This is a genomic window from Caenimonas koreensis DSM 17982 (assembly GCF_009646335.1).
Taxonomy (GTDB): domain Bacteria; phylum Pseudomonadota; class Gammaproteobacteria; order Burkholderiales; family Burkholderiaceae_C; genus Ramlibacter; species Ramlibacter koreensis.
This window is the reverse complement of the sequence record NZ_WJBU01000012.1, coordinates 29,111-54,362: the sequence shown is the minus strand read 5'-3', so window position 1 is coordinate 54,362 and position 25,252 is coordinate 29,111. Positions and strand designations below refer to the sequence as shown.

Sequence of the window (25,252 nt, the reverse complement as noted above, 5' to 3'; positions counted from 1 at the left end):
GCTTCAAAAGGTTGAGCCACGATTGTGCCTGCCGCTGCCTGCCTACAATGGCCCGATGGCCTTCGATGTATGTATCCGGGGCGCCGGCATTGTCGGGCGCACGCTCGCGCTGCTGTTGGCGCGCGACCGCCTGCACGTGGCGCTGGTGCGCGACAGCGCGCCCACCCACGACGCCAACAGCGATGTGCGCGCCTACGCACTCAACGCCGCATCCCGCGAATTGCTCGAAACACTGCGGGCCTGGCCCGACGCGCAACACGCCACGCCGGTGCTGGGCATGCGCATCCACGGCGACGATGGTGGTGAGGTCGCCTTCGATGCCGTCGCGCACGGCGCCAGCGCCATGGCATGGATCGTCGACGTGCAGGGGCTGCAGGCGCGCCTGGGCGATGCGCTGCGCTACCAGCCGACGGTCGAGTGGGTCGACGCTCCTGTCGAGGCGCCGCTCACCGTGGTGTGCGAGGGCCGCGCCAGCGTCACGCGCAAGCAGTACGGCGTGCAGTTCTCTGTCACCCCTTATCTCCAGACCGCGATTGCCGCGCGGCTGGATTGCGAGCAGGCGCATAGCCAGCTCGCGCGGCAGTGGTTCGACGACGGCGAGATCCTGGCCTTCCTGCCGCTGGGCGGGCCAGCGGGTGGAAGGAACTCCGTGGCCGTGGTGTGGTCTGTCAGTCCGACGCACGCTGACGCATTGCAGGCAGCGCCCGCCGAAGAGTTTGAAAGCCAGATCGCAGCGGCCAGCCACAACGCCCTCGGAAAAATGAGCCTCACCTCTGCACGCGCTGCCTGGCCGCTGCAGCTGGCCACGGCAGACAGGTGGTGCGGCACAGGCTGGGCACTGGCCGGGGACGCAGCGCACAACGTGCATCCGCTGGCCGGGCAGGGGCTCAACCTCGGGCTGGCCGACGCACGGGAATTGGCCCGTGTGCTGCACGAGCGCGAAGACTGGCGCAGCATTGGCAGCCTGGCCCTGCTGCGCCGCTACGAGCGCGCGCGCAAGGCCGACGTGCTGGCGATGGGTGCGGCAACGGATGGCCTCGCGCAGCTGTTTGCGCAGCCGTCGCAGCCGTGGGCCACACTGCGCAACTGGGGCATGACTGCGTTCGACAGCAGCGGCCCACTCAAGCGGTGGGTCGCCCGGCGGGCAATGGGGCAGTCGTGAGCAGGCAGACGAGTTTGACGTGACAACTGGAACAACAATGAAACTGAATTTTCGAGCGGCCATGGCGGCCATGACTTGCCTGATGGCGCTGGCCGTGACACTTCCCGTGCAGGCACAAACCGCAGCGCAGGAAGCAGCGATCCGCAAGAACCTGACAGAGCGGCTGCCGCGCATGGGCAAGATCGACGATGTGGCCACCTCGCCCATCAACGGCCTGTTCGAAATCCGCGTCGGCACCGAAATCTTCTATACCGACGCCGAGGGCAACTACCTGATCCAGGGTGCGCTTATCGACACCAAGCAAAAGAAGAACCTGACGGAAGAGCGCCAGGAAAAGCTGCTCGCCATCGACTTCTCGAAGCTGCCGCTGGCTGACTCGTTCACCATCGTGCGCGGCAACGGCAGCCGCAAGATGGCCATGTTCGAAGACCCCAACTGCGGCTATTGCAAGCGCTTCGAGCGGGACCTGCAAAAGATCGACAACGTGACGGTGCATGTGTTCCTGCTGCCGATCCTCGGGCCAGACTCTGTCGAGAAATCGCGCAACCTCTGGTGCACCGCCGACAAGGGCAAAGCCTGGCTCGACTGGATGCTGCGCAACGTGGCCGCACCGAAGAACACCTGCGACACCTCGGCGCTCGCGCGCAATGTGGAATTCGGCAAAACCCATCGCATCAGTGGCACTCCCACGCTCTTCTTTGCCAATGGCACACGCGTGCCGGGGGCGATCGGCGCCGCCGACGTGGAGAAACTGCTGGCCGAAGCGAAGTGAAGACGGCATTGCGCAACACAGCGGGCATTCACTACCGCGTTGAGGCGGCAGACCTTCACGCCCACCTGTTCCGTATCACGCTGGTCATTGTGCAGCCTGCGGCGCAGCAGCGAGTCTCGCTGCCGGTCTGGATTCCCGGCAGCTACCTTGTTCGCGAATTCGCGAAGAACCTGCAACGCCTGGCCGCAAAGCAACGCGCCAAGGCTGTTGCTGCCCAGCAGCTCGACAAGGCCCACTGGCAGATCGACTGCGTGCCTGGCAGCCCACTGGAGCTGACGTACGAGGTGTACGCATTCGACAATTCCGTGCGCACCGCATGGCTGGACACGCAGCGCGGTTTTTTCAACGGCACGAGCGTTTGCCTGCGAGTGCACGGCCAGGAAGAAAGCGCTCACTCACTGGAACTGATGCCTGTTGCGGGCAAACCCGCCTGGCAGGCCGCAACGGGCCTGCCCGCGCACAAGGTGGGCAAGAAGGGCTTCGGCACCTACCTTGCCGCCGACTACGACGAACTTGTCGATTGCCCGGTCGAGCTGGGCGCTTTCTGGTCGGCAGAATTCAAGTCGGGCGGCGTGCCGCATCGCCTTGTCGTGGCTGGCGCCACCGAGGCATTCGACGGCGCGCGCTTCACCGCAGACGTGCAGAAAATCTGCGACACCGAAATCCGCTTCTGGCACGACCGCAAGAAGCCGCCGTACAAGAGCTACCTGTTCCTGCTCAACGCCGTGGACGACAGCTACGGCGGCCTCGAGCATCGCAATTCCACTGCGCTCATTGCCTCGCGCCGTGACTTGCCGCGCATCGGCGAATCGAGGATGACCGATGGCTACATCACGCTGCTGGGGCTGGTGAGCCACGAGTACTTCCACACCTGGAACGTCAAGCGGCTGAGGCCCTCGGAATTCACGCGCTACGACTACGAGCGCGAGAACTACACGCAGATGCTGTGGTTCTTTGAAGGCTTCACGAGCTACTACGACGACTTGCTGCTGCGGCGCGCCGGGCTGATCGACGACACGGCGTACCTCAAGCTGCTCAACAAGACGATCAACCAGGTGATGCAGGCGCCGGGGCGCGAAGTGCAATCCGTGGCGCAAGCCAGCTTCGATGCCTGGGTGAAGTACTACCGGCAGGACGAGAACACGCCCAACGCCACGATCAGCTACTACACGAAGGGCGCACTGGTCGCGCTGTGCTTTGACCTGACGTTGCGTGCGGAAGGCCACACCAGTCTCGATGAAGTCATGCGCGCCCTGTGGCTGCGCTGCAAGTCCGGGCCGATGGCGGAAACCGACTTTGCCCTCGTGCTGAAGGAGCTCGGCGGCCGCGCCTTCACGCGCGAGCTGGCAGCCTGGGTGCATGGCACACGGGAGCTGCCGCTCGAATCGCTGTTCAAGCCCTTCGGCGTCGACGTGACGCAAGACCCGGCGCAGTTGCAGCAACGTCTGGGCATTCGCGCGACAGAGGCATCAGGCATCCAGATCAAGACCGTGCTGCGCGGGGGCGCCGCCGAGCAGGCCGGCATGGCGGCGGGCGACGAATGGATCGGCATTGAAGTGGCCGGCTGCGCGTGGCGCATGAACAAGATCGACGACCTGCTGCTCTACTGCGGCGGCCACCGCAAGGCCATTGCCCTGGTCGCGCGCGACAGGCGTTTGCTGCGGCTCGAGCTCAACCTGCCGCCCGCGGTCACGACGTGGCGGCTCGTCCTGCGCGAGCCTGCGCTCGCCCAACCGTGGCTGGCAGCCGCCCACTGACAGCGGCGCCGCGAGGCGTTCGCTTCGCCGTGCTGTGCGCGGCGGTGGTGGTGGCCCACATTCTCGTGCTGGCATGGGTGCGTTACGTGATCGATGCGAGCTCATTGTTGCGGCCGATGCCAGCGCCGATGTATTCGCGCCTGCTGCAGCCGGACGCACCAGCGCCCATGCCCGTGCCGCAGGCCAAGCCCGACACGCGCGTGACGCGGCCCGCCCGTCCGAGCGTCACGTCGATCACTTCCAAGGCTTCGCCCGCGCCGCCTGTCGCGCTTGCGAGCGACGCAGGCACAACCCCGGCGGACAAGCCCGCGTCGCAGCCAACGCCAGAGCCTGCGCTCCAGCCAGCATCTGCCGCTTCAGCGGCTGCCGATCCAGTCAACGCGCCGGATGCTGCGACGGTTGCCACGGCGCCGACAACGGCCGGCAGCCAGGTGAACACCACTGGCCCCACCAATCCGGAGACGTGGCCGACCGACACGCAACTCACGTACAACGTGACCGGCTACTTTCGCGGCCCGCTCAATGGCACCGCCCACGTGCAATGGCAGCGTGACGGCACGAAGTACCAGGTGCGTGTGGACGTGAAGGTGCAGCCGATCTTCACGTACACCTTCACGAGCCAGGGCGACATCGAGCCGGCCGGTCTCTCACCACGCGCCTACGAAGAAGTGCGGCCAGGAGGCAAGGCGCGAGGCGTGAAGTTCACTGCCGACAGTGTCGTTCGCGACAACGGCAGCAGTGAGCCGCGCCCGCCGGGCGTGCAGGACACCGCCAGCCAGTTCATCGAGCTGAGTCATCGTTTCCAGATGGGGCAGGAGCCGCTGCAGGTTCCTGGCGTGGTCAGCGTGCACCTCGCCCGCCCCGGTGGCGTCGACTTGTGGACCTACGACATCGTCGCGCGCGAAGTGCTGACGATCTACGCCGGCCCGACCGACACGTTCCACCTCAAGCCGCGCCCGCTCGCCAATCCGCGCGGCAACATCTACCCCGAGATGTGGTTCGCGCCGAGCCTGCTGTACTTGCCCGTGCGCATCAAGCTGAACATGGGTGAGGACGTGTATCTCGATCTGGTTGTCGAGAAGATTGAGCAGGCGCGGTAGCTTCCGTTGCCGGGGTTTTGGTTCGTTCCGGGGGCGTGCTTTGCGGACCGGGGTGGACTGCGAGCGACGGGCGGCCTTTTCCCTCCGTGTCATTCCGCCGGCCACGAGGCCGGGCTCCCTTCTTTACCTGCGGGAAAAGGCCGCCCATCGCTCACAGTCTGAGCAGTGCGGTGGTGGATCAACTCGGTGATTGCGGCTCTGAGCGACAAGACAATTCACCGCGCCGGTGGAGGCCGTGGCTGAGAAGCCGAGACGTCGCTTCGCTCTCTTCACTAACAGCCCGGAATCGACCCTTTCACAACACGCCGGGCTTCGACACTTGGGCTCGCGCCTGTTGCCGCCCGCAACACATTCATCCGCGACGCTCGCATACGCTCCTTACCACCGCGCGTGTACTCCTCCCACGACATCAGGGTGTATCGAATGCGCGGCGCGCGGGTGTCTACGGCACTGGTTGGCAGATCCTTCCCGTCCAACATGAAGAATGCCCTGTTGGACGTGCCAGGCTCCCGTGCTCCTTCTTGAAACACTGGCGCCAGCCACTCGGTGTAGCTGCCGCTCGCTATTCGCTGCGGCGGCTTGAACCAGAAGGTAGTCATCTCCTTCTTGCCGCGTCGCTCCAAGTGCAGCTCCACATTCAGAGCAACGAGTTCGCCTTGCTGTTTCGTCGTGATGGCCTGATACACCGGCTGCTCTCGGTCGGTGCTGTCAGCAAGGGGCAGCGTGGGAAAACCGACACTGCCCACGCCCCGACTGATCGCCACTTCACCCATGCCAAGTCTGGGTGGTACAGCATCAGGACCTTCGGCCGGGCGAGCGGCGCGCATGGTTACCACTGCGCGCTGGGCCGCTTCGGGCCTGTCGTAGCGGCCGGTCACTTTGGCCTTCAGCAGCATGTCTTGCCAATCCTGCTGCGACAAATCCTCAGGAATGTCGGTCACGTCAACCGTTATCTCCTCGACAACTGCCTTGCCGTCAGGCACACATATCTGAATGTAAACCGCACGTTTTTCTAGAGAGGTCGAGAGAGGGTCAGAGTTGGCATTTGGCACCGCGCCGCCGCCGACATGCGATGCGGCAACGAGCGTCAAAGCACAAATTCGAAAAACCTTCAGCCCAGTGAATATCCCCATCTTGCCTCTTTGCTGTTGACTGCCTATTTCGCGAAGAGGGAAACGTAAACCAGACTGTTTACGCATCCCGCACCCTCTCCATCCCACCCCAGATCGGCCCAAGGACGTGGACGTCCGGTGGCCGATTCACGCAGGTAAAGAAGGGAGCCCGGCCTCGTGGCCGGCGGAATGACACGGAGTGAATCGGCCACCGGACGGCCGCGGCCCCGTCAACGAATGGTCATACGGGCGGCGACAAACCAACGCCGCGCAAAACAAGAACATCACTTGCGAAGATCCACCACCCGCTTGGCCTTGCCCATGCTGCGCTCGACACCGCCCGTCGCGCGCAATTCAATCCGCGCACTCGTGCCGATGTAGGTCTTGATCTCGTACGCAAGGCGCTCGGCGGCAACAAGCGCTTCGCTTGAATCGTGTGCGACGTCATGCCGCGTTTCAACAGCGACGGTGAGCGCATCGAGCGGGCCTTCCTTGCTCAGGATGCACTGGTAGTGCGGCGCGAGCTCTGCGAACTTCAACAGCAGCTCTTCGATCTGCGTGGGGAACACATTCACGCCGCGCACGATCATCATGTCGTCGCTGCGGCCAGTGATCTTTTCCATGCGGCGCATGGTGCGCGCGGTGCCGGGCAACAGACGCGTGAGGTCGCGCGTGCGATAGCGAATGATCGGCAGCGCCTCCTTCGTCAGGCTGGTGAAGACCAGCTCGCCCAATTCACCATCAGGCAGCAACTCGCCCGTGTCGGGGTCGATGATCTCGGGGTAGAAGTGGTCTTCCCAGATCGTCGGGCCGTCTTTGGTTTCCACGCACTCGTTCGCCACGCCCGGGCCCATCACTTCCGACAGGCCGTAGATGTCAACAGCGTCGATGCCCATTCGCGTCTCGATCTTCACACGCATATCGTTGGTCCACGGCTCGGCGCCGAAGATGCCGGTGCGCAAACTCGAGTCACGCGGGTTGAGCCCCTGCCGCTCGAATTCGTCCGCGATCGCCAGCATGTAGCTGGGCGTGACCATGATGATGTCGGGCCTGAAATCGTTGATCAGCTGCACCTGCCGCTCGGTCTGGCCACCACCAAATGGCACGACCGTGAGGCCGAGCTTCTCGGCGCCGTAGTGCGCGCCGAGGCCACCCGTGAACAAGCCGTAGCCGTAGCTCACATGCACCAGGTCACCGGGCCGCGCGCCCGATGCGCGAATGCTGCGCGCGACCAGGCCCGCCCACGTATCGATATCGTTCTTTGTGTAGCCCACCACCGTCGGCTTGCCTGTGGTGCCGCTGGATGCATGGATGCGCGCGCACTGCTCGCGCGGCACGGCGAACATGCCGAAGGGGTAGCTGTCGCGCAAGTCCTTCTTCGTCGTGAACGGAAACTTCGCCAGGTCTGCGAGTGACTTACAGTCGTCGGGCCGAACGCCAGCCTCATCGAACTTCGCGCGGTACACCGGCGAGTTGGCATAAGCGTGCTGCAGTGTCGATTGCAGGCGCTTGAACTGCAGCGAACGCAGTTCATCGATCGATGCTTTCTCAATGGGTTCGAGCGGAAAACTTTTCATGATTCTTTCGCTACTGGCGGGATCACGTGCCCCTGGATCTGAGCGCTCTTGCCGCGAAACATGGCCACGACTTCACCGCGCTGGTTGCTCACCTTCATGTCGTAGATGCCGTGCCGGCCCTGCAGCATCTGCTCGACGCCTTCGCACGTCAACACATCGCCCAGCTTGCCGGGCTTGAGAAATTCGATGCTGCAACCGGCTGCGACCGTGACGTGGTTGCGGCTGTTGCAGGCGAATGCAAACGTCGAATCAGCCAGCGTGAAGATCAGGCCGCCATGGCAGATCTCATGGCCGTTGAGCATCGGCTCGCGCACTGTCATGCGCATGGTGGCGCGGCCGGGCGCACAACTGACCAGTTCCATCTGCATGAATTCGCGGCTCGCACGGTCTTGCGCGAACATCGTCGCGCCCACGCGGGCTGCCAGATGGTGGTCGCTGTCGTTGTCGTTCGATGGCTGCTGCGACATCATTCGCCCTTGAACTGTGCCGGGCGTTTTTGCAGGAATGCCGTCACGCCTTCGATGTAGTCGTGCGTGCGGCCCAGCGCCGACTGCACGTCACGCTCCAGGTCAAGCTGGCGGTCGATGTCGTTGCTCGCCGCCGCGCGAATGAGGTTGCGTGTTTCGACAAGTGCCTTGGTCGGCATCGTTGCAAGTCGCCCGGCCAGCTGCATCGCCGCCTCAACGCAATCCTGGCCCTCGGGCGCAACGTCCCAGATCATTCCCCACTCTTTCGCGTCTTTAGCGCTGACCTTGTCGCCGAGCATCGCGGTGCCCAGCGCGCGCGCCAGGCCCACTTTCTTGATCAGCAACCAGGTGCCGCCGGTGTCAGGCACCAGGCCGATCTTGGCGAAGGCCTGGATGAAGCTGGCCGCAGGCGCAGCAATGGCGAAATCGCATGCCATGGCAAGCGACGCGCCTGCACCGGCAGCGACGCCATTGACGGCGGCGATGGTCGGCACGCGCAGCGCGAGCAGCTTGCGCGCGGTGGGATTGAACGTGGCTTCAATGAGCGGACCCGGGTCCGCGCGCTCGATGAGGTTCGGGCCTTCGGAGAAATCAAACCCCGACAAATCGGCGCCAGCGCAAAAGCCGCGCCCTGCACCGGTGATGACGGCCACGCGAATCGACGTGTCGGCCTCGATCTTGTCGAAGCATGCCCACAGGTCATGATGCATTTGCCGCGAAAAGCTGTTCAGCGACGCAGGCCGGTTCAGCGTGATGACGGCGACTGCGCCGCGCTTGTCGAAAAGAACCGTGTCTTCACTCATGGGTGGATGCTCCTTTGCCTGCTGCACTCTAGCATTCCCGGTTTATGCGGATGGACACAAATGCGTCGCGGCTATAGTGACGCGAACCCATGAAAACGAGGAGCACCGGATGACCTACGAAGCAATCGAAGTCCGCACCGAGGCCGGCAAAGTCGGCATCGTCACACTCAATCGCCCACAGGCGCTGAACGCGTTGAACGACCAGCTGATGGACGAGTTGGGCGCTGCGCTCAAGGCCTTCGACGCTGACCCCGCCATCGGCTGCATGATCGTCACCGGCAGCGCGAAGGCCTTTGCCGCGGGCGCCGACATCAGCGCCATGGCGAAGTTCACCTTCAAGGACAGCTACGGCAGCGACTTCATCACGCGCAACTGGGAAACGATCCGCACGATCCGCAAACCGGTCATCGCTGCCGTGAGCGGTTTCGCACTCGGCGGCGGCTGCGAGCTGGCGATGATGTGCGACTTCATCATCGCCGCCGACAACGCAAAGTTCGGCCAGCCCGAAATCAAGATCGGCATCATCCCCGGCGCGGGCGGCACGCAGCGGCTGCCGCGCGCCGTCGGCAAATCCAAGGCGATGGATATGGCGCTGACGGCCCGGATGATGGATGCGACTGAGGCCGAGCGCTCGGGGCTCGTCAGCCGGGTCGTCGCGCTCGACAAGCTGATGGAAGAATCGCTGGCCGTCGCACTCACCATCGCCGACATGCCGCGTCTGGCAGTTTTGGCTGCCAAGGAATCAGTGAACCGCGCCTTCGAGAGCGGCCTGTCGGACGGGGTGATGTTCGAGCGGCGCCTCTTCCACTCGATGTTTGCCACGCACGACCAGAAGGAAGGCATGGACGCCTTCCTGGGCAAGCGCAAGCCTGCGTTCAAGAACGAATAGTTGCCGGGCGCGTTGCGCTCGGCCTTGTCGCCAGGTCGACGTCCGGTCAGCGCCCGAGCAGGCGATCAGCTTCGGCTTGCAGCGCCTGGAGCTGCGCGGCGTTGGGTGTCAACACGGTGACGGCTTTGGGCTGGCCATCACGCAGGCGCGTGTACCGCACTTGCGCGCCCATGATATCCACGGTGTCAGCGCTACCCGGGCCGGTGAGTTCAATCGTGAGCGACGGCTGCAAATCGGCCGCTGATGGCGGCGCAGCCGGGCCACGCACGACTGCGTTCAACAACGCCGGCAGGCGATCTGCTTGCGCGCGCTGCAGGCGCACACTGCGGCCGCGCGCCTGAACCATCGCCTCAGCCCAGTTGTCGTCGATCACGGCAGACCCCGCACGCGACACAGTCGCCGCCTCGCGCGTCACCGATGGTGCAAGGGCAGATGGCGCGAGGGGCGCTTGCACAGCAGTAGGTGGTGGAGGGGCAAACGCGGGTGCTGGTGCGGCCGCCGGAGCCGGGGCCTGCGGCGCGGCGTTGAGGCCCGCTTCCGCCTTTGCTTCAGGCGCAGCAGCCTTCGACAGGGCGGGCGCGGCCTGATCACGCAGGGCATCTTGCCTGCGTGGCGAGTCTGGCGATGAGCCTGCCGATGGCGTGCCGCTCCTGGCGGCCTCTTTCGCGACATCCTTCGCGCGCCCTGCCGCGGCAGGTGCGGCTTGCGGGGCCACCGGCGATTGCCCCTGCGCTGCCTCTGCCACGGAGGAGGCCGGACGTACCGGCACCGGCGCCTGCTTGTCCGCGCTCGGTGGCGTCACCCCCGCATCGGGGATCTCGCGGTCATACCAGAGCAGGGTGACCAGCGTGGCCAGCGCAAGGCTGGCAAGGGCGGCGCCCCACACGGGCCTGCCGCTGCCCGTCGCCTTCCACCACTTCACGCTGCGCGAAGGTGCTGCCGCACGGGCCGCATCGCGAATATAGGCGCGCACGCGCGCATCCGGACGCAGCTGCGCATCGGGCGCGGCATCGAGAGCGCGCTTGAAGCGGGCATCGCGAAGCTGCGTCATCGCTGGCCTCTCATGCCGGGTGCCCCAGCACATCGAGGTAGCCACGCATGCAGCCACGCAGCTTTTGCAGCGCGTAGCGCAAGCGGCTCTTGGCGGTTTCGAATTGCAGGCCCAGCCGTTGCGCCAGGTCTTCCACGGTCGCGCCGTCTTCGTGGTGCAGCAGGAAGGCCGCGCGCTGTGCGTCGGGCAGCTCGTCCAGGCAATGCAACAGCTGCAAGCCCGCCGCGCGCCAGAACGCCGTGTCTTCGCTCGACGGATGAGTCTGGTCGAGCGAGGCAGCGATCCAGTCGAGCGGCTCATCGCTGGCGTCGTCCTGGGCGGGCAAGTCCACTTCACGACCACTGGTGCGCAGGCGGTCCATGGCCAGGTTGTGCGCGATCGTGAACGCCCACGTGCGCCATGCCGCGCCCTGCGGCGAAAAGCTCGCGCGCGCCGAGACGATGCGCAGCCAGGTGTCCTGGAATACTTCATCGGCCTGCGCAGCGAGGCGCACGCCGAGCAGGCGCCGCACAAAGCGGTAAAGGCCAGCCTCATGACGGCTGTAGAGCTCGTCGAACGCGTCTGTGTCGCCGGCTGCGTAAGCGAGCATCAGCTGGTCGTCCGGCATGTCGCGGCGCGCGAGGGGCATGGGGGGATTTTCACACCAGGTGATACGTGCGGCGGCGGGGTTCGGGGTCAATCGCGGATGCACAGCGACCTGACACCAGATCAGCCATGCTGACCGCCGTGCCGCTCATTGGCTATAATTGCTGGCTTGGCGCGAATCAAAAAAGCGCCAGAGATGGCGCTTTAGCTCAGTCGGTTAGAGCGATGGAATCATAATCCACAGGTCCGCGGTTCGAATCCGTGAAGCGCCACCAGACATCCCCGAAGGGCCAGCACACGCGTGCTGGCCCTTTTTCATGGGCCGCGATCATCAATAATCGATGCTTACGCACCCAACCAGACGGAGACGCACGTGCCCAGCGATCAAGAAGTATTTGAAGATTTCAAGTTCAAGATCAGTGAAGACCGCCAGTCGGTCACGCTGTCGAGCCCCGGCTCGAACATGACTGCGCAGCAGCTCGACCACCTGATCCACTCGCTGGCGATGTTGCGCACGACGCTGGAGCCGCAGCATCCCTACACAATGCCCGCGCTCGACGAGTGGCTCTACTACCCGATCGACGGCTGGTATGTGCTGCCGCGCAAAGAGGCCAAGGGCACACCGGCCGAAGAAGGCTTCCTGCTCACGGTGCGTTCACCGGGCATCGGCTGGTGCCAGGCAGAAATCCCGCCCGAGCAGGCCCAGTCGATTCTGGCGTTCCTCAATTCGAAGCGGCCTGACGGCACTTGACCCAAGCCATGGGCCTGCGCCAAAAACTGGCCCTTTGTTAGACTGCGCCGCATCCCGCGAGGTGCGCCGCACTTCGTTTTTCCCTTCAACAGCCTCTGGATGTAAACCATGAACCGCTGCCACAAGACCGGGGCCCGACTCGCCAGCGCACTGATGATGTGTGCAGCACTTGCCGGCGCCTCCTTGTCGATCGCCCCCGCACCCGCCTTCGCGCAAATGATCCGCAGCGTGCCCGCTGACGTGAAGCTGGCCAAGATGGTCATCACGCAGCCGCCTGTCATCACGCTGAACGGCCAGGTTGATCGCCTCTCGCCCGGCTCGCGCATCCGCGACCTGAACAACATGGTCGTGCTCTCGGGCAGCATCACCAACCTCGAGCTGCCAGTCGTTTACAAGCGCGATGCCGCGGGTCTTGTACATGAAGTGTGGCTCCTCACGCCCGCCGAATACACCAAGCTCGGCGGCGTGAACACGGGCGACCCTGAAGGTGTCGTGCGCTTTGCGGCATTGCTCGCCGCCATCTTCGGCGCCCGGCCCTGAAGGTGGCGAAGATGACCAAGAAAGTCTTCATCAAAACCTTCGGCTGCCAGATGAACGAGTACGACTCGGACAAGATGGCAGACGTGATGAACGCAGCGCAAGGCTATGAGCCCACGCAGGACGTCGAAGAGGCCGACCTGATTCTCTTCAACACGTGCTCGGTGCGCGAGAAAGCGCAAGAGAAAGTCTTCAGCGATCTCGGCCGCGTGAAGCATTTGAAAGCCAAGGGCGTGCTCATCGGGGTGGGCGGCTGCGTGGCCAGCCAGGAGGGCGCGGCGATTGTCGAGCGCGCGCCGTTTGTCGATGTGGTGTTCGGCCCGCAAACGCTGCACCGCCTGCCGCAACTGCTGGAGCAGCGCGCGCGCCTGCACAAGCCGCAGATCGACATCAGCTTTCCTGAAATCGAAAAGTTCGATCACCTGCCGCCCGCACGCGTCGAAGGCGCCAGCGCCTTCGTGAGCATCATGGAAGGCTGCTCGAAGTACTGCAGCTATTGCGTTGTGCCCTACACGCGCGGCGAAGAAGTGTCACGGCCGTTTGACGATGTGCTGACCGAGGTCGCCGGCCTGGCCGACCAGGGCGTGAAAGAAGTGACGCTGCTCGGCCAGAACGTGAACGCCTATCGCGGCGCGATGACCAGCAGCACCAGCGCGGCAGGCACGGGCGAGATCGCCGATTTCGCCTTGCTGCTCGAGTACGTGGCGGACATTCCGGGCATCGAACGCATCCGCTACACGACGAGCCATCCGAACGAATTCACGCAACGCCTGATCGACGCCTACGCAAAGATCCCGCAGCTCGTGAGCCATTTGCACCTGCCGGTGCAGCATGGCAGCGACCGCATCCTGATGGCAATGAAGCGCGGCTACACGGCGATGGAATTCAAGAGCACCGTGCGCAAGCTGCGCGCCATCCGCCCGGACATCGCGATGTCCAGCGACTTCATCGTCGGCTTCCCGGGCGAGACCGATGAAGACCACACCAAGCTGATGAAGCTGATCGACGACATCGGCTTTGACAACAGCTTCAGCTTCATCTTCTCGCCGCGGCCCGGCACACCCGCTGCGGCGCTGCATGACGACACGCCGCATGAGGTCAAGCTCAAGCGGCTGCAGCAGGTGCAACAGACGATCGACGCGAACATGAAGCGCATCAGCGAACAGCGCGTGGGCACCGTGCAGCGCATCCTGGTCGAAGGCCCTTCGCGCAAGGACGCGAGCGAACTCGCTGGCCGCACGGAGTGCAACCGCATGGTGAACTTCAAGGGCGACGCGCGGCTGGTGGGTCAGCTCGTCGATGTGCGAGTGACGTCGGCTGCGACGCACTCGCTGCGCGGCGAGGTGTTGATCAAGGAAGAGGCTGCGGCCTGAGTCTGCATTTCTCCCTCCTCCTCTGGGGGAGGGCTGGGGTGGGGGCACGACGGCGGCTGGGGGGGGGGGGGGGGGGGGGCCCCCCCCCCCCCCCCCACGACGGCGGCTGTGCCCCCACCCTAACCCTCCCCCAGAGGGGGAGGGAACAGATAGCGCTAAAAAGGAAGCTTCGGCATTCCCTTGCCGCCGCCCATGCCGGCCATGCCGCCCATGCGCTTCATCATCTTCATGAGGCCGCCGCCCTTCATCTTCTTCATCATGTCCTGCATCTGGCCGAATTCATTGAGCAGGCGATTGACTTCCTGAACGTGCACACCGGCGCCGGCGGCAATGCGGCGCTTGCGGGTGGCCTTGATCAACTCGGGCTTGCGGCGCTCCAGCGGCGTCATGCTCTGGATGATGCCTTCCTTGCGCTTGATGTCTTTCTCGGCCTTGTCCATGTCGACGCCGCTGGTCTTGGCCTGCATCTGCGCCGGCATCTTGTCGAGCAGGCTCGACAGGCCGCCCATGCTCTTCATCTGCTGGATCTGCGAGAGGAAGTCGTTCAGGTCAAACCCTTCACCGCTCTTGACCTTGGCAGCGAGTTTTTGCGCCGCAGCGATGTCGACACCGGCCGTGACTTGCTCGACCAGCGCGACGATGTCGCCCATGCCCAGGATGCGACCCGCATGACGCTCGGCGTCGAACACTTCCAGGCCATCGAGCTTTTCGCTCACGCCCGCGAACTTGATCGGCGCGCCAGTGACTTGCCGCACCGACAGCGCCGCGCCGCCGCGCGAATCGCCGTCCATCTTCGTGAGGATGATGCCGGTGAGCGGCAGTGCTTCCTTGAAGGCCTTGGCCGTGTTCACCGCGTCCTGGCCCTGCATCGCATCGACGACGAAGAGCGTCTCGACCGGGTTCAACGCCGCATGCAGTTCCTTGATTTCCGCCATCAGCGCTTCGTCGATCGCGAGGCGGCCTGCCGTGTCAACGAGCAGCACATCGAAGTACTGCTTGCGCGCGAAGTCCAGCGCAGCGCGCGCGATGTCGACCGGTTTTTGGTCGGGCGTGCTCGGAAACCATTGCGCGCCCGCTTGCGCCGTCACGGTTTTCAACTGCTCGATGGCCGCCGGGCGGTACACGTCGCCAGAAACCGTCAGCACTTTCTTCTTGCGCTTTTCGATCAGGTGCTTGGCGAGCTTGGCGGTAGTCGTCGTCTTGCCCGCGCCCTGCAGGCCAGCCATCAGGATCACGGCGGGCGGCTGCGCTGCCAGGTTGATGTCGGCAATGCCCTCGCCCATGGTGGCGGCGAGCTCGCGGTTGACGATGCCCACCAGCGCCTGGCCGGGCGAGAGCGATCCCATCACCTCCTGCCCGAGCGCCTTCTCCTTGACGCGCGCGATGAAGTCGCGCACGACGGGCAGCGCGACATCGGCTTCGAGCAACGCCATTCGAACCTCGCGCAGCATGTCCTGCACGTTGGTTTCGGTGATTCGGGCCTGGCCGCGGATTTCCTTGGCGAGTTGCGAGAGTTTGTCGGTGAGAGCGGAGGCCATGGGGGGAAGGTTGAGCGTTGAGCGTGGGGCGTTTAGCGGGAATTCGCTCAACGCACAACGCTGAACGCTAAACTGCTGCCATGATACTAGCGAGTGCCTCCGCAGCAAGCATGGTGATGGCCCTGTCCACCGCCGCCGCTTATGCCGTTCCGGCCGTCGGTGCACGGCATCTGTCCAACGCAGCGTCGCGCCTGACGCTGATCGTTGCATGGCTGCTCCATGCGTCCGTCCTCGCCTGGGGACTGATGGGCGAGACGCCCCGCTTCGGCTTCGCGCCCGCGCTTTCAGTCACGGCCTGGCTCGTCCTGACGGTCTACGCCATCGAGCGTGAAATGTTCCCGCAACTTGAAGCGCGCTGGGCCGTTGCCAGCCTCGGCGCAGCTGCCGTGATTCTCGCGATGGTGTTTCCGGGCAGCGAACTGCACAGCGCATCGCCGTGGCTGCCTTTGCACTGGGCGCTTGGCATCTCATCCTATGGGCTCATTGCAGCCGCGGTGATTCACGCGTGGCTCATGACACGCGCCGAGCGCAGCATCCGCGCCGCGGCCGATCCGCGGGCCGGCTTGCCGCTGCTCACGCTCGAGCGGCTCACGTTCCGCTTCGCGATGGCCGGGTTCGTGCTGCTGTCGGCAACGCTGGCAGCCGGCATCTTCTTCTCGGAAACCATCTACGGCCCTGGCCACGGCATGAAGTGGGACCACAAGGCCGTGTTCTCCGTGCTGGCGTGGCTGGTGTTTGCCACGCTGCTGGTGGGCCGCTGGAAGTTCGGCTGGCGCGGCCGCCGGGCCGTGCGCTGGCTCTATATCGGCTCGATCCTGCTGCTGTTGGGCTACGCAGGTTCGCGCTTCGTGCTCGAAGTCATCCTGGGGCGCACGTCATCGTGAAGTTCGTCATCCTGGTTGCGGTCGTGCTCGCGGTGGTCTGGCTGCTGCGCGGCAAGCGCGGCAGCAGCCAGCGCGGCGCCCCAGGCGCCCAGCCGCAGGCCAGGGTCGCGCCGCCAGAAGACATGGTGAGCTGCCCGGTGTGTTCGGTGCATCTGCCGCGCACCGACGCCTTGCCCGGACCCGGCGGCCTGATGTATTGCTGCGCCGAGCATCGCCAACGCGGCGGGAGCTGAAGTGCCCAGCGATGCCGCCCCGCCGAGCTGGGACAGCAGCGCCCGCGGGCTGACACTCAACTCTGCTTTCGCGCGCTTGTGGCGCGGCTTCATGACCGCGCGTGTCGCGATCGCCACCGTGCTCCTGCTGCTGCTGGGCACGCTGTTCTCGATGTCGCCCGCGCTCAATATCAGTGAATGGCTGGTGGCGCTGTGCATTTCCTACCTGGCAGCGGCACTGGCGGTGCGCGTGCTTGGCCGCGAAAGGCCCCCCGGGCATGCGTTCGATCCGCAGTGGGTCTCCACGATCGGCGTCGACCTGGTGGCTTTCTCGACGCTGCAGTTCCTGCAAGCCGGCGGCATCAACTACGCGCCGCTATTCGCACTGCCGGTATTGATGGGCGCGGTGCTGGGCTCTGCGCTGCTTGCATTGGGCACGGCAGCCGGTGTGACGCTCATCCTGCTGACAGACGCCTGGGTGCAGTCGCTGCACACGCCGGTCGAATCCGCTGCCCGGTTCCTGCAGGCAGGGCTTACCGGCACCGGCTACTTCGCACTCGCTTTCATGGTGAACCAGCTCGCCTCGCGTCTGGCGCGCGAAGAGCTCGCCGCACGTGAAGGGCAGCAGGCAGCGCGCGTGCAGGCGCAGGTGAACGAGCTGGTGATCGAGTCCTTGACCGACGGCATCCTGATCGTCGATGCGCAGTGCAGCGTGCGCGCGGCCAACCCTGCCGCGCGCTCGCTGCTGGGCTTCGGGCAGTCAGGCGGCAACGCCGTGTTCAACCTCACCGCGCAGCCCGCCTGGCAACCGCTGGTGCAACTCGCGCGCTGGACGTTCGAGCAGCGCAGCCCCATGCGCGGTGAAGCCGCCTTTGACGAAACAGGCGCGAGCCCGCGCCGCATTTATGTGCGCACGCGGCTGACGAACTCCGAAGGAGATGAGAGCCTGTGCGTGATCTTCATGGAAGACCTGCGCGAAATGGAAGCGCGGCTGCGCACCGAGAAGCTCGCCGCGATGGGCCGCATGTCAGCCGCTGTCGCGCACGAATTCCGCAACCCGCTCGCGGCCATCGCACAGGCCAACGCGCTGATGGAAGAAGACCTGACTGATCCGGGCCAGAAGCAACTCGCCTCGCTGGTGCGAAAGAACACGCAGCGCCTGGCGCAGATCGTCGATGAAATCCTCGATGTCTCGCGCGTCCATCACGACGGCATCCACGGCACGGTGCTCGATCTCGACCCGCACGTCGCCTCGACCTGCACTGACTGGGGCCTGCAGACCCGCAGCAGCGCAAGGCTTGAGCTCGCGCTCGCAGCGCCTGGTGAGCGCGTGCCCTTCGAAGCGGATCACCTGCGCCGCGTGCTCGTGAACCTGCTCGACAACGCACTGCGCTACGCAGACGACCAGCCCGACTCGATTCGCGTCACCACCAGCGTGATGGACGGCCAGCGCATGCTGCATGTGTGGAGCGACGGCGGCCCGCTGGAGCCCACCGTGCAGGAGCACCTGTTCGAGCCCTTCTTTTCCTCTGAAAGCCGCTCCAGCGGCCTGGGCCTGTACATCTGCCGCGAGCTGTGCGAGCGGCATGGCGCCACGATGGGCTACCGCCGTGTGAATGGCGGCAACGCAGGTCAAGCGCGCGAAGGCAACGACTTCTTCGTGGCGTTCGCAGCGGCAGGGCCACTTGCGGGTATGCCCTCGTTTGACACAATGGCGGCCTGATGCCTTCCTCCCCCGTCCCCGCCCAGGTGCTCGTCGTCGACGATGAGCCCGATCTGCGCACGCTCTACGAGCTCACGTTGCTGCGCGAGGGTTATCGGGTCGATGCAGCCGGGTCATTGGCCGAGGCGTGGGCACAGCTCGAATCGAAGAAATTCGACGCCGTGATCACGGACATGCGCCTGCCCGACGGGCAAGGCCTTGAGCTGCTTCACCGCATGCTTGCGCGCCAGCGCACAGAGCGCTGCATCGTGATGACGGCCTATGGCTCCGCAGAAAACGCGGTCGAGGCACTGAAGGCCGGCGCGTTCGACTACCTCACCAAGCCGGTCGATCTCAAGCAGTTCCGCACGGTGGTCGCCTCTGCCATCCAGGAGACGGGCGGTACCGGTGCACGGCCTCGCACAGCGCCCGGCATCGCCAAGCAGCCGCTCACCGCAGCCGCAGATCGCCCGCCCAACAGCCAGCTGGCGCTGGAGCGGCTCGTCGGCAATTCACCTTCCATGCGCGACGTCAAAGAGCGCATCGCCAAGGTGGCGCGCAGCATGGCGCCTGTGCTGGTGCGTGGCGAGTCGGGCACCGGCAAGGAACTCGTCGCACGCGCGGTGCATGCTTGCAGCCATCGCAGCGAAGGGCCGTTTGTCGCGGTGAACTGCAGCGCCATCCCCGAGTCGCTGCTGGAGGCTGAGTTCTTCGGCGCGAAGAAGGGCTCTTACACCGGCGCTGCTGCGGATCGCGAAGGCTATTTCCAGGCCGCACGTGGCGGCACTCTGTTTCTCGACGAAATCGGCGACCTGCCGCTTGCCATGCAATCGAAGCTGCTGCGCGCGATCCAGGAGCGTTCCGTGCGGGCGCTGGGCTCCACGCAGGAGGACATCGTCGACGTGCGCATCGTGAGCGCCACCCACCGCGACCTCGCTGCCGACGTGCACGCGGGCCTGTTCCGCCAGGACTTGTATTACCGGCTCAACGTGATCGAGATCCTGGTGCCACCGCTGCGCGAGCGCCGCGAAGACCTGCCGGAGTTGTGCCAGGCGCTGCTCACCCGGATCGCGCAGGAGTCGGGCATGCCGACGCCTGTGCTGTCGCAGGCAATCTGCACGCAGTTGATCGGGCATCCGCTCACGGGCAACGTGCGCGAGCTCGAGAACTTGCTGCACCGCGCCGTCGCGCTCTACGACGGCGAGGAACTGCAGGTGGACTTCGCGCCGACACAGCTGCCCGTGCGCGAGGCCGACTCATCATCGCCGGCACCATCGAGCCTGCCGCTGACTTCAGCGTCGGCGCCCCTGGCGCTGCCTGACGACTTGCAGGCGTTTCTCGACCAGCAGGAGCGCGAGATTCTTGTGCGCGCGCTGCACGAGAGCGGCTTCAACCGTACTGCCGCGGCCCAGCGGCTGGGCCTGTCACTGCGGCAAATCCGTTATCGCATCGCGCGGCTGGCGATTGCCGCGCCGGGCGATGAAGCGAATGGCGACGCCGCCTGACAAGTTGCATCCGGCGTGCGCACCGGGTGCTGCGCCTGGCGGCTCTGCCTTATGGACGGGCGGCTGGTACAACTTTGCGCGCCGCCTCGACTCACCCAACTTCGGCCCGCGACCCGAAGGCGCAAACATCGACCTGGTCGTCGTGCATTCGATCAGCCTGCCACCGGGCTGCTACGGCGGCGACGAAGTGCAGCGCCTGTTCACCAACACACTCGACTGGAATGCGCATCCGTACTTCAAGTCGATCGAGGGCATGCAGGTCTCGTCGCACTTCTACATCAGGCGCGGCGGCGAGCTGTGGCAGTTTGTCAGTGGCGACAACAGAGCCTGGCATGCGGGCGTCTCGTCCTGGCGCGGGCGCAGCAACTGCAACGACGACTCCATCGGCATCGAGCTGGAAGGCGTCGAGGGCGAGCCCTTCGAGCAGGCGCAGTATGAAGCACTCGTCGACCTCACCTGCGCCCTGGCGCAGCGCTACCCGATAGCGCATGTCGCGGGGCATGAACACATTGCGCCCGGCCGCAAAGGCGACCCCGGTGGCGCCTTCGACTGGGCCGCGCTCCAGCGCGGGCTGGGCTGGGAGCGCGACGCGTTTCCCGATGCAAGTGGCGTGACCTAACGCGACACAGCGCGCGTCATCAGAGGTACTTTTTCCCCCATTTGCCTATTTGCTAGGCACCGCCCGCGCACGCTCGCGCTTTCACTGTGAAGCCGCCTTCCGCCGCGGCCCAGGCATGGGGACATCTCTGTGGAATTCCTGTCAGCAGGCGCGCCGGAGCCTGTGGTCAACAAAAAAGGGTAAACGCTACCCGTAGGGGCTTGCAATTGTTTCAGCACTATCTATAGTGCTTGGCTGTACACTCTGTGATGCGCTGATCGGAGGCGGAAATGAACAGGAATCTGATAATGGCAACGCTCGAAACCCATGCAGTTCGCAGCAACCGTCCGGCATCTCTTGTTTCCAGTCCCGTCCCATTTCGATCCAGCTGCCAACGCCCTGCCGTCCCGCTCGCGTTGATCGTTCTTCCGCACTGACCGTACACGTGCCTGCAGGCACCCCCCACCAACCGCTCGTCGCGAGCTAATTGCCCGCGAGGGGCATATCTTTTGCCACTCAAGAAAAACACGTAGGACCTCAAGACCATGCAAACAGTTGCCGCCGCGAACCAAGACACGTCACCAGCCCTGTCCTCGATGAAGGCTGAGCCACATTCGCAGGCCGCACCGAACTCGCTGGCGAATTACCAGATCATTCGCCGCAACGGCGCCGTCGTGCCGTTCGAGCCGAACAAGATCGCCATCGCCATGATGAAAGCGTTCCTGGCTGTGCATGGCACGCAGGGCGCCGCGTCTGCTTCGGTGCGCGAGACAGTCGACCAGCTCACACAGGCCGTCATCCGCGCCATGGTGCGCTCGCGCCCGGGCGGCGGCACGTTCCATATTGAAGACGTGCAAGACTCTGTCGAGCTTGGCCTCATGCGCGGCGGCCACCATGAAATCGCGCGCGCCTATGTGCTCTATCGTGAGCGCCGCACGCAAGAGCGTGCCAAACAACACCAGACCGAAGCGCCCAAGGCACCTGAGCTGCACGTGATCGACGGCGGCCAGCGCGTGCCGCTCGACATGGCTCACCTCAAGGCCCTCATCACCTCGGCCTGCCAGAACCTCGGCGCCGACGTGAAGCCCGAGCCGATCCTCGCCGAGACGATGCGCAACCTGTACGACGGCGTCCCGATGGACGAGGTGTACAAGGCCTCGATCCTCGCGGCCCGCACGCTGATCGAGAAAGATCCTGACTACACCTACGCCACCGCACGCCTGCTGCTGCACACGATCTTCAAGGAAGTGCTGGGCCGCGACCTGCCGCCCGCCGAAATGGCCGGCAGCTACGCCGACTACTTCCCCGGCTTCATCAAGAAGGGCGTCGAGAACGAACTGCTCGACGAGAAGCTCCTTCAATATGACCTGAAGAAACTCGGCGCTGCGCTCAAGGCCGACCGCGACCTGAAATTCGACTACCTCGGCCTGCAGACGCTGTATGACCGCTACTTCCTGCACCTGCGCAAGACGCGCATCGAACTGCCGCAGGCCTTCTTCATGCGCGTGGCCATGGGCCTGGCCCTCAACGAGATCGACCGCGAAGCGCGCGCCATCGAGTTCTATGAAGTGCTGTCGAGCTTCGACTTCATGTCTTCGACGCCCACGCTGTTCAACAGCGGCACGCTGCGCTCGCAGCTGTCGTCGTGCTACCTCACCACCGTGCCGGACGACCTGGACGGCATCTACGAATCCATCAAGGAAAACGCGCTGCTGTCGAAGTTCGCGGGCGGCCTGGGCAACGACTGGACGCGTGTGCGCGCACTCGGCTCGCATATCAAGGGCACCAACGGCGAATCGCAAGGTGTCGTGCCTTTCCTGAAAGTCGTCAACGACACGGCCGTCGCCGTGAACCAGGGCGGCAAGCGCAAGGGCGCGGTCTGCACGTATCTTGAAACGTGGCACCTCGACATCGAGGAATTCCTGGAGCTGCGCAAGAACACCGGCGACGACCGCCGCCGCACGCACGACATGAACACGGCCAACTGGATTCCCGACCTGTTCATGCGCCGCGTCATGGAAAAGGGCGAGTGGACGTTGTTCTCGCCCTCCAACGTGCCTGACCTGCACGACAAGTTCGGTGCCGATTTCGAGAAGGCCTACATCGCCTATGAAGAGAAGGCGCGTCGCGGCGAGATCAAGCCTTCGCGCACGCTGCAGGCCACTGACATGTGGCGCAAGATGCTCTCGATGCTGTTCGAGACCGGCCACCCCTGGATCACGTTCAAGGATGTGTGCAACATCCGCTCGCCCCAGCAGCACACGGGCGTCGTGCACTCGTCCAACCTCTGCACCGAAATCACGCTGAACACGAGCGACACGGAAACAGCTGTGTGCAACCTGGGTTCCGTGAACCTGTTGCAGCACCTGAAAGACGGCGCCGTCGATCACGAAAAGCTGCAGCGCACCATCAAGACGGCCATGCGCATGCTCGACAACGTGATCGACATCAACTACTACGCCGTGAAAAAGGCGCGCGACTCCAACATGCGCCATCGCCCGGTCGGCCTGGGCATCATGGGCTTCCAGGATGCGCTGTATGAACTGCGCATTCCCTATGCCTCGCAGCAGGCAGTGGAATTTGCCGACAAGTCGATGGAAGCCGTGTGCTACCACGCGTACTGGGCATCGACCGAGCTCGCCAAGGAACGCGGCAAATACTCGAGCTACAAGGGCTCTCTCTGGGACAAGGGCATCCTGCCGCTCGACACGCTCGACCTGCTGACCACTGCACGCGGCGGTTACGTGGAAGTTGACCGCTCATCCTCGCTCGACTGGGACGCCCTGCGCAAGAAGATCGCCCAGGACGGCATGCGCAACAGCAATTGCGTCGCCATCGCACCGACAGCCACCATCTCGAACATCATCGGCGTGGACGCGTCGATCGAGCCGTGCTTTGGCAACCTCTCGGTGAAGTCGAACCTCTCGGGCGAGTTCACCGTGATCAACCACTACCTCGTGCGCGACTTGAAGCGCCTTGGCTTGTGGGACGACGTGATGGTCATGGACCTCAAGCACTTCGACGGCTCGCTGCGCCCGATCGACCGCGTGCCGCAAGAGGTCAAGGCCCTGTACGCCACGGCGTTCGAAGTCGAGCCGGTGTGGCTGGTTGAAGCAGCTGCGCGCCGCCAGAAATGGATCGACCAGGCACAGTCGCTCAACATCTACATGGCCGGCGCATCGGGCAAGAAGCTTGACGACACGTACAAGCTCGCATGGCTGCGCGGCTTGAAGACGACGTATTACCTGCGCACGACGAGCGCGACGCACGCCGAGAAATCCACTGTGCAATCGGGCCGCTTGAACGCAGTGTCTTCGGGTGGAACGCAAGGCGGCATGAGCGCGCTTGAAGCAGCGGCAGCAGCAGCGCAAGCGCAGATGAATGCAGCAGCACCTGCGACCGACATCAAGTTCTGCGCGATCGATGACCCCGGATGCGAAGCGTGTCAGTGAGCGAAATTTTTTGAGCGGCGCATCGCAATTTTTTTGTCGGTGTTCTCCGACAGATCGCGATGCAATTGAGCAACAAAATCATGCAGTGATGTGAACGGACACTTTTCAATTCGCATCACTGCTCACATAATTCGAGCATTGGAAAACTTATGCTGACCTGGGACGAAGAAGTCACGCCCACATCGCCAAAGCAAGACATCGGTTCAACGCAAACGAACCGTGAGGCACGCGACTCTCTGACACATCCTGCACTGCGACCGTTTGCATCGGCCGCGAATGTGCAACCGGTGTTTTCGTCGGCGCCCGTCATGACATCCCCCGCTCCTGTGACTGCACCCGCCGCGCATCGCCGCGTGAATGCCGCAGACAAGCGCATCATCAACGGCCAGACCGACGTCAACCAGCTCGTACCGTTCAAGTACAAGTGGGCCTGGGAAAAATATCTGGCCACCTGCGCCAATCACTGGATGCCGCAGGAAGTGAACATGAACCGCGACATCGCCTTGTGGAAAGACCCGAACGGTCTGACCGAAGACGAGCGCCGCATCATCAAGCGCAATCTCGGCTTCTTCGTCACGGCCGATTCGCTCGCTGCCAACAACATCGTGCTCGGCACGTATCGCCACATCACCGCGCCCGAGTGCCGGCAATTCCTGTTGCGTCAGGCCTTTGAAGAAGCGATCCACACGCACGCCTACCAGTACATCGTCGAGTCGCTCGGCCTGGACGAAGGCGAGATCTTCAATGCCTACAACGAAGTCCAGTCGATCCGCGACAAGGACGAATTCCTGATCCCGTTCATCTCGGCCATCAGCGACCCGAACTTCCACACTGGCACGCACGAGGCCGACCAGACGCTGCTGAAGTCGCTCATCGTCTTCGCCTGCCTGATGGAGGGCCTCTTCTTCTACGTCGGCTTCACGCAGATCCTGGCGCTCGGCCGCCAGAACAAGATGACAGGCGCTGCCGAACAGTACCAGTACATCCTGCGCGACGAGTCAATGCACTGCAACTTCGGCATCGACCTGATCAACCAGCTCAAGCTCGAGAACCCGAACCTCTGGACGGCCGAATTCAAGGCGGAGATCAAGCTGCTGTTCCAGAAGGCCGTCGAGCTCGAATACCGCTACGCCGAAGACACCATGCCGCGCGGTGTGCTCGGCATGAACGCGTCCATGTTCAAGGGCTACCTGCGCTACATCGCGAATCGTCGCGCGACGCAGATCGGCCTGGAAACGCTCTTCCCGAACGAGGAAAACCCGTTCCCGTGGATGAGCGAGATGATTGACCTGAAGAAAGAGCGCAATTTCTTTGAGACCCGCGTGATCGAATACCAGACCGGTGGCGCGCTTTCATGGGACTGATTTGGCAACTGCGGTAGTGAAGTAGTACGGGTTCGTGATTCGTTCGTGGTGACCTCCATGG

General features: G+C 64.2%; 22 protein-coding genes and 1 tRNA gene. 16 read left to right on the top strand and 7 right to left on the bottom strand.

Annotation, left to right across the window (positions count from 1 at the left end; genetic code table 11):
* Nucleotides 1-55: 55 nt before the first annotated feature.
* The 4 genes from GHT07_RS13540 (at nucleotide 56) to GHT07_RS13525 (ending at nucleotide 4,791) form a co-directional block, all read left to right on the top strand.
* Nucleotides 56-1,162 carry an FAD-dependent monooxygenase gene (locus GHT07_RS13540; protein WP_153585631.1) on the top strand — a complete coding sequence of 369 codons (1,107 nt, stop codon included), beginning with the start codon at nucleotides 56-58 and terminating at the stop codon, nucleotides 1,160-1,162.
* 61 nt (nucleotides 1,163-1,223) lie between these two features.
* Complete coding sequence (locus tag GHT07_RS13535) at nucleotides 1,224-1,934, top strand: DsbC family protein (RefSeq protein ID WP_153585727.1); 711 nt, start codon at nucleotides 1,224-1,226, stop codon at nucleotides 1,932-1,934.
* Complete coding sequence (locus GHT07_RS13530; protein ID WP_323740932.1) at nucleotides 1,931-3,691, top strand: M61 family metallopeptidase; 1,761 nt, start codon at nucleotides 1,931-1,933, stop codon at nucleotides 3,689-3,691. Before GHT07_RS13535 ends, GHT07_RS13530 begins: the two co-directional genes overlap by 4 nt.
* Entirely contained in the window at nucleotides 3,670-4,791 is a 1,122-nt protein-coding gene (locus tag GHT07_RS13525; protein ID WP_153585630.1) for a DUF3108 domain-containing protein, read from the top strand. The genes GHT07_RS13530 and GHT07_RS13525 overlap by 22 nt, the downstream gene beginning before the upstream one ends.
* Nucleotides 4,792-5,063: 272 nt before the next feature.
* Here GHT07_RS13525 and GHT07_RS13520 read toward each other — a convergent pair whose 3' ends face one another.
* From GHT07_RS13520 to GHT07_RS13505, 4 genes are all read right to left on the bottom strand, one after another.
* Nucleotides 5,064-5,990 (bottom strand): hypothetical protein, encoded by a 927-nt coding sequence (locus GHT07_RS13520; protein ID WP_153585629.1) that lies wholly within the window; start codon nucleotides 5,988-5,990, stop codon nucleotides 5,064-5,066.
* A gap of 197 nt (nucleotides 5,991-6,187) precedes the next feature.
* The gene (paaK, locus tag GHT07_RS13515; protein WP_153585628.1) at nucleotides 6,188-7,480 is read right to left on the bottom strand and encodes a phenylacetate--CoA ligase PaaK; all 1,293 of its coding nucleotides are present in this window, start codon (nucleotides 7,478-7,480) and stop codon (nucleotides 6,188-6,190) included.
* Entirely contained in the window at nucleotides 7,477-7,947 is a 471-nt protein-coding gene (gene paaI, locus GHT07_RS13510) for a hydroxyphenylacetyl-CoA thioesterase PaaI (RefSeq protein ID WP_153585726.1), read from the bottom strand. The genes paaK and paaI overlap by 4 nt, the downstream gene beginning before the upstream one ends.
* Entirely contained in the window at nucleotides 7,947-8,750 is an 804-nt protein-coding gene (locus tag GHT07_RS13505; protein ID WP_153585627.1) for an enoyl-CoA hydratase-related protein, read from the bottom strand. The genes paaI and GHT07_RS13505 overlap by 1 nt, the downstream gene beginning before the upstream one ends.
* Nucleotides 8,751-8,859: 109 nt before the next feature.
* Here GHT07_RS13505 and GHT07_RS13500 point away from each other — a divergent pair, with 109 nt between their 5' ends.
* Nucleotides 8,860-9,639, top strand: coding sequence for an enoyl-CoA hydratase (locus tag GHT07_RS13500; protein WP_153585626.1), 780 nt, complete (start codon nucleotides 8,860-8,862; stop codon nucleotides 9,637-9,639).
* A gap of 46 nt (nucleotides 9,640-9,685) precedes the next feature.
* Here GHT07_RS13500 and GHT07_RS13495 read toward each other — a convergent pair whose 3' ends face one another.
* Together GHT07_RS13495 and GHT07_RS13490 are read right to left on the bottom strand one after the other, a co-directional pair.
* Entirely contained in the window at nucleotides 9,686-10,690 is a 1,005-nt protein-coding gene (locus tag GHT07_RS13495; RefSeq protein ID WP_153585625.1) for a hypothetical protein, read from the bottom strand.
* 10 nt (nucleotides 10,691-10,700) lie between these two features.
* Nucleotides 10,701-11,318: a sigma-70 family RNA polymerase sigma factor gene (locus GHT07_RS13490; RefSeq protein WP_228488341.1), complete on the bottom strand. Its 618-nt coding sequence runs from the start codon at nucleotides 11,316-11,318 to the stop codon at nucleotides 10,701-10,703.
* 155 nt (nucleotides 11,319-11,473) lie between these two features.
* Here GHT07_RS13490 and GHT07_RS13485 point away from each other — a divergent pair.
* The 4 genes from GHT07_RS13485 (at nucleotide 11,474) to miaB (ending at nucleotide 13,936) form a co-directional block, all read left to right on the top strand.
* Nucleotides 11,474-11,550 (top strand) — tRNA-Met (locus tag GHT07_RS13485).
* Between the two features lie 98 nt (nucleotides 11,551-11,648).
* Nucleotides 11,649-12,026: a hypothetical protein gene (locus GHT07_RS13480; protein ID WP_153585624.1), complete on the top strand. Its 378-nt coding sequence runs from the start codon at nucleotides 11,649-11,651 to the stop codon at nucleotides 12,024-12,026.
* A gap of 108 nt (nucleotides 12,027-12,134) precedes the next feature.
* A complete protein-coding gene (locus GHT07_RS13475) occupies nucleotides 12,135-12,566 on the top strand; it encodes a hypothetical protein (RefSeq protein WP_153585623.1) in 432 nt (143 codons plus the stop codon).
* A gap of 11 nt (nucleotides 12,567-12,577) precedes the next feature.
* Complete coding sequence (miaB, locus tag GHT07_RS13470; protein ID WP_153585622.1) at nucleotides 12,578-13,936, top strand: tRNA (N6-isopentenyl adenosine(37)-C2)-methylthiotransferase MiaB; 1,359 nt, start codon at nucleotides 12,578-12,580, stop codon at nucleotides 13,934-13,936.
* Nucleotides 13,937-14,091: 155 nt separating this feature from the next.
* Here the strand turns inward: miaB and ffh are convergent, their stop codons facing one another.
* Entirely contained in the window at nucleotides 14,092-15,474 is a 1,383-nt protein-coding gene (ffh, locus tag GHT07_RS13465; RefSeq protein WP_153585621.1) for a signal recognition particle protein, read from the bottom strand.
* Between the two features lie 80 nt (nucleotides 15,475-15,554).
* Here ffh and GHT07_RS13460 point away from each other — a divergent pair, with 80 nt between their 5' ends.
* The 7 genes from GHT07_RS13460 (at nucleotide 15,555) to GHT07_RS13430 (ending at nucleotide 25,191) form a co-directional block, all read left to right on the top strand.
* Nucleotides 15,555-16,358 carry a cytochrome C assembly family protein gene (locus GHT07_RS13460; RefSeq protein ID WP_153585620.1) on the top strand — a complete coding sequence of 268 codons (804 nt, stop codon included), beginning with the start codon at nucleotides 15,555-15,557 and terminating at the stop codon, nucleotides 16,356-16,358.
* Entirely contained in the window at nucleotides 16,355-16,591 is a 237-nt protein-coding gene (locus GHT07_RS13455; protein WP_153585619.1) for a PP0621 family protein, read from the top strand. The genes GHT07_RS13460 and GHT07_RS13455 overlap by 4 nt, the downstream gene beginning before the upstream one ends.
* A gap of 1 nt (nucleotide 16,592) precedes the next feature.
* Nucleotides 16,593-18,293 carry a sensor histidine kinase gene (locus tag GHT07_RS13450; protein WP_456151239.1) on the top strand — a complete coding sequence of 567 codons (1,701 nt, stop codon included), beginning with the start codon at nucleotides 16,593-16,595 and terminating at the stop codon, nucleotides 18,291-18,293.
* Complete coding sequence (locus tag GHT07_RS13445) at nucleotides 18,293-19,777, top strand: sigma-54-dependent transcriptional regulator (protein WP_153585617.1); 1,485 nt, start codon at nucleotides 18,293-18,295, stop codon at nucleotides 19,775-19,777. Before GHT07_RS13450 ends, GHT07_RS13445 begins: the two co-directional genes overlap by 1 nt.
* The gene (gene ampD / locus GHT07_RS13440) at nucleotides 19,761-20,396 is read left to right on the top strand and encodes a 1,6-anhydro-N-acetylmuramyl-L-alanine amidase AmpD (RefSeq protein WP_153585616.1); all 636 of its coding nucleotides are present in this window, start codon (nucleotides 19,761-19,763) and stop codon (nucleotides 20,394-20,396) included. The genes GHT07_RS13445 and ampD overlap by 17 nt, the downstream gene beginning before the upstream one ends.
* Before the next feature lie 524 nt (nucleotides 20,397-20,920).
* Nucleotides 20,921-23,827, top strand: coding sequence for a ribonucleoside-diphosphate reductase subunit alpha (locus GHT07_RS13435; protein ID WP_153585615.1), 2,907 nt, complete (start codon nucleotides 20,921-20,923; stop codon nucleotides 23,825-23,827).
* Between the two features lie 308 nt (nucleotides 23,828-24,135).
* Nucleotides 24,136-25,191, top strand: coding sequence for a ribonucleotide-diphosphate reductase subunit beta (locus GHT07_RS13430; protein WP_395687615.1), 1,056 nt, complete (start codon nucleotides 24,136-24,138; stop codon nucleotides 25,189-25,191).
* Nucleotides 25,192-25,252: the final 61 nt, after the last annotated feature.

What these genes read in the sequence shown, in the direction of transcription:
- GHT07_RS13540 (WP_153585631.1), top strand. Translation starts at nt 56, where the DNA reads ATGGCCTTCGATGTATGTATCCGGGGCGCCGGCATTGTCGGGCGCACG.
- GHT07_RS13535 (WP_153585727.1), top strand. Translation starts at nt 1,224, where the DNA reads ATGGCGGCCATGACTTGCCTGATGGCGCTGGCCGTGACACTTCCCGTG.
- GHT07_RS13520 (WP_153585629.1), bottom strand. Translation starts at nt 5,990, where the DNA reads ATGCGTAAACAGTCTGGTTTACGTTTCCCTCTTCGCGAAATAGGCAGT.
- paaK (WP_153585628.1), bottom strand. Translation starts at nt 7,480, where the DNA reads ATGAAAAGTTTTCCGCTCGAACCCATTGAGAAAGCATCGATCGATGAA.
- paaI (WP_153585726.1), bottom strand. Translation starts at nt 7,947, where the DNA reads ATGTCGCAGCAGCCATCGAACGACAACGACAGCGACCACCATCTGGCA.
- GHT07_RS13505 (WP_153585627.1), bottom strand. Translation starts at nt 8,750, where the DNA reads ATGAGTGAAGACACGGTTCTTTTCGACAAGCGCGGCGCAGTCGCCGTC.
- GHT07_RS13500 (WP_153585626.1), top strand. Translation starts at nt 8,860, where the DNA reads ATGACCTACGAAGCAATCGAAGTCCGCACCGAGGCCGGCAAAGTCGGC.
- GHT07_RS13495 (WP_153585625.1), bottom strand. Translation starts at nt 10,690, where the DNA reads ATGACGCAGCTTCGCGATGCCCGCTTCAAGCGCGCTCTCGATGCCGCG.
- GHT07_RS13490 (WP_228488341.1), bottom strand. Translation starts at nt 11,318, where the DNA reads ATGCCCCTCGCGCGCCGCGACATGCCGGACGACCAGCTGATGCTCGCT.
- GHT07_RS13475 (WP_153585623.1), top strand. Translation starts at nt 12,135, where the DNA reads ATGAACCGCTGCCACAAGACCGGGGCCCGACTCGCCAGCGCACTGATG.
- miaB (WP_153585622.1), top strand. Translation starts at nt 12,578, where the DNA reads ATGACCAAGAAAGTCTTCATCAAAACCTTCGGCTGCCAGATGAACGAG.
- ffh (WP_153585621.1), bottom strand. Translation starts at nt 15,474, where the DNA reads ATGGCCTCCGCTCTCACCGACAAACTCTCGCAACTCGCCAAGGAAATC.
- GHT07_RS13460 (WP_153585620.1), top strand. Translation starts at nt 15,555, where the DNA reads ATGATACTAGCGAGTGCCTCCGCAGCAAGCATGGTGATGGCCCTGTCC.
- GHT07_RS13445 (WP_153585617.1), top strand. Translation starts at nt 18,293, where the DNA reads ATGCCTTCCTCCCCCGTCCCCGCCCAGGTGCTCGTCGTCGACGATGAG.
- ampD (WP_153585616.1), top strand. Translation starts at nt 19,761, where the DNA reads ATGGCGACGCCGCCTGACAAGTTGCATCCGGCGTGCGCACCGGGTGCT.
- GHT07_RS13435 (WP_153585615.1), top strand. Translation starts at nt 20,921, where the DNA reads ATGCAAACAGTTGCCGCCGCGAACCAAGACACGTCACCAGCCCTGTCC.
- GHT07_RS13430 (WP_395687615.1), top strand. Translation starts at nt 24,136, where the DNA reads ATGACATCCCCCGCTCCTGTGACTGCACCCGCCGCGCATCGCCGCGTG.